We start from the raw sequence: 2224 nt of genomic DNA on the forward strand, positions 1-2224 counted from the left end.
GGGCCGCGACCGCCGTGTGACGAGCGACGGCCGCGCGGCGCGCCGATCGCGACAGACCCCTTATACCGGATACCGAACCCACGCCCGCCGTGATAGCCGTCGCCGGCGGCAAGGGCGGAAGCGGAAAGACCACGACTACCCTCGGGCTCGCGCGCGCGCTCTCGCGGCGCGGCGCACCGGTGGTCGCGGCCGACGCCGACTGGGACCTGCCGAACCTCGCGCGGTTGGCCGCGGAGACCGGACCCGAACCGACTCCGGTCGGCGCCGGACGCCGCGCCGACGGGGGCGACGTCCGGACCGTACTCGACGGGGTTCGCGGGACGAACCCGGTCCGTCCCGACCGATCGGCGCCGACGGTCCTCGCGGCTCCCGACGCGCCGCGGTCGGTCGACGCGGGCGCGACGTTCGACGCGCTCGACGGCGCGACGCCAGGGGGCGCACCGGTGTTGCTCGACAGCCCGGCTGGCGCGTCGCCCGACGTGGCCGCGCCCCTGCGGGCGGCGAACGGCGCGCTGATAGTGACGCCGCTCAGACGCGCCGCGCTCCGCGACGCGGCGAAGACCGCGGCGATCGCCCGCCGGCTCGACTGCCCGCCGGTCGGCGCGGTCGCGATCGGCGAGACGGGCGTGCCGGATCGTATCGAGCCGTTGCTCGGCTGTCCCGTCCTCGGCGCGATTCCGGACGGCGGGGCCGCTCCGCTGTCCGACCCAGCCGTCCGGAACGCGTACGACGGCCTCGCCTCGCGGCTCGCGGAGACCGCGGCGGCGAGCGGGTGGCAGATCGCGTGAGGATCGCCCCCACCGGCGCCGCCGGGAGAGCGTACGGCACCGACGCGACCGGCCGAGAGGGCCGCCATCGACAGACCCAAAGGTCCACGGGCGGCAGCGAACGTATGGAGACGCTTCCGACTGGGATCTCGGTGCTGGACCGACAGTTCGGCGGGGGGCTCCCGAGCGGTAGCGTCGTCGTGTTGAAGGCGAACCCCGACAGCCAGTCGGAGCTCATTCTGGACCGGTTCGCCCGGGTTCGGCGGTGCCGCTACCTGACGACCGTCCGGTCCGCCGACGCGGTGGAGGCGGGGCTCAGCGGCGACGGCGACGAGGAGACGACCGTCGAAGCCACGGACGAGGTCGGCGACCTCGACGAGGCGACGTCGCTGGCCGGCGACCTCCCCGATGAGGGCACGCTGATCGTCGACTCCGTGGAACCGTTGGAGGAGGGCGCGTCGGCGGCGGCGTACGCAGAGTTTCTCGACGGGATCCGCTCCAGCGTCGACGAGGCCGGCGGCATCGCCCTGCTTCACGCGCTCCGCGGCGGCGAGGACCCCCGGGCGCGGCGGATCACGGAGCAGGTCGCGGACGTGGTGTTCGACCTGCGCACGACCGTCACCGGGACCGAGATCGCGAACCGCCTCGTCATCCCCAAGTTCCGGGGCGGCGCGGCGCTCGAAGAGCCGCTGAAGCTGAAACTCACGGACGCGGTCGCCGTCGACACGAGCCGCGACATCGCCTGACGAGACCGGGCGCTCGCGGTCGGAGCTACAGCGCGGCGGCCGTGACGAGGACGGTCGCGCCGACGACGGCCGCCGCGATCGCCCAGTTCCGTGCGGTGTCGAACGCGCCGTACGGCCCGCCCTTCCGCGAGAAGAGGTACAGCGCGTACACGGCGAGCGGCGCGAGCGTCGGGAGCGTCGCGACCGAGACGGCGGCGGTGAAACTCGACAGCAGCGCGGTCGCGACCGTCGCCGCGCCCGCGACGCCGGCGACGAGCGCGTCCTCGCGTGCCCGTTCGATCTCCATACTCGGTGTGGGCGGGTCGGCGGGCAAAAGGGATCCGTTCGCCGGTCGCGGCGGCCGCTCGCCGGGCAGCGAAAACGACAGAGTCGGTAGAAGCGGGGTCGACTACTCTTCGTCGATCTCGTCGACGATCTCGTCGGCGTCGACGTCGACGTCTTCGAGCGCCTCCTCGATGTCGACGTCGCCGGCGCCGGCGCCGCCCATGCCGCCCATCATGCCGCCGAGACCGCCCATGCCGCCGCCCTCGATGACCTCCTCGATGACCACGCGGTCGAGGTCGAGGCGGTCCATGAGGTCCTGGGCGATCTGCTGTTTCTGGAACATCCACTGCTGGTTCATCTGCATCGCCTGCGTCGCCGTGACGTAGAGGACGTCCTTCTCGACCGCCTCGGTCTCGACGGTCTCCTCGCCGTCGTCGTCCTCCGTGA

At 73.3% G+C, this 2224-nt stretch carries 3 protein-coding genes and 1 pseudogene; 2 read left to right on the forward strand and 2 right to left on the reverse strand.

All coding sequences use genetic code 11. The features are described from left to right. The first annotated feature begins 89 nt into the window (after positions 1-89). Both B9G38_RS16255 and B9G38_RS16260 read left to right on the forward strand, forming a co-directional pair. Positions 90-788 carry a P-loop NTPase gene (locus tag B9G38_RS16255; protein WP_086221072.1) on the forward strand — a complete coding sequence of 233 codons (699 nt, stop codon included), beginning with the start codon at positions 90-92 and terminating at the stop codon, positions 786-788. Positions 789-892: 104 nt separating this feature from the next. Further along, the gene (locus B9G38_RS16260) at positions 893-1513 is read left to right on the forward strand and encodes a transcriptional regulator (RefSeq protein WP_086221073.1); all 621 of its coding nucleotides are present in this window, start codon (positions 893-895) and stop codon (positions 1511-1513) included. Positions 1514-1538: 25 nt separating this feature from the next. Here B9G38_RS16260 and B9G38_RS16265 read toward each other — a convergent pair whose 3' ends face one another. Both B9G38_RS16265 and B9G38_RS16270 read right to left on the reverse strand, forming a co-directional pair. Continuing rightward, the gene (locus B9G38_RS16265) at positions 1539-1799 is read right to left on the reverse strand and encodes a hypothetical protein (RefSeq protein WP_086221074.1); all 261 of its coding nucleotides are present in this window, start codon (positions 1797-1799) and stop codon (positions 1539-1541) included. A gap of 102 nt (positions 1800-1901) precedes the next feature. Beyond that, positions 1902-2224 (reverse strand): annotated as a pseudogene (locus B9G38_RS16270) (peptidylprolyl isomerase); the annotation flags it as partial.

The sequence above is a fragment of the Halorubrum sp. SD612 genome (assembly GCF_002135005.1).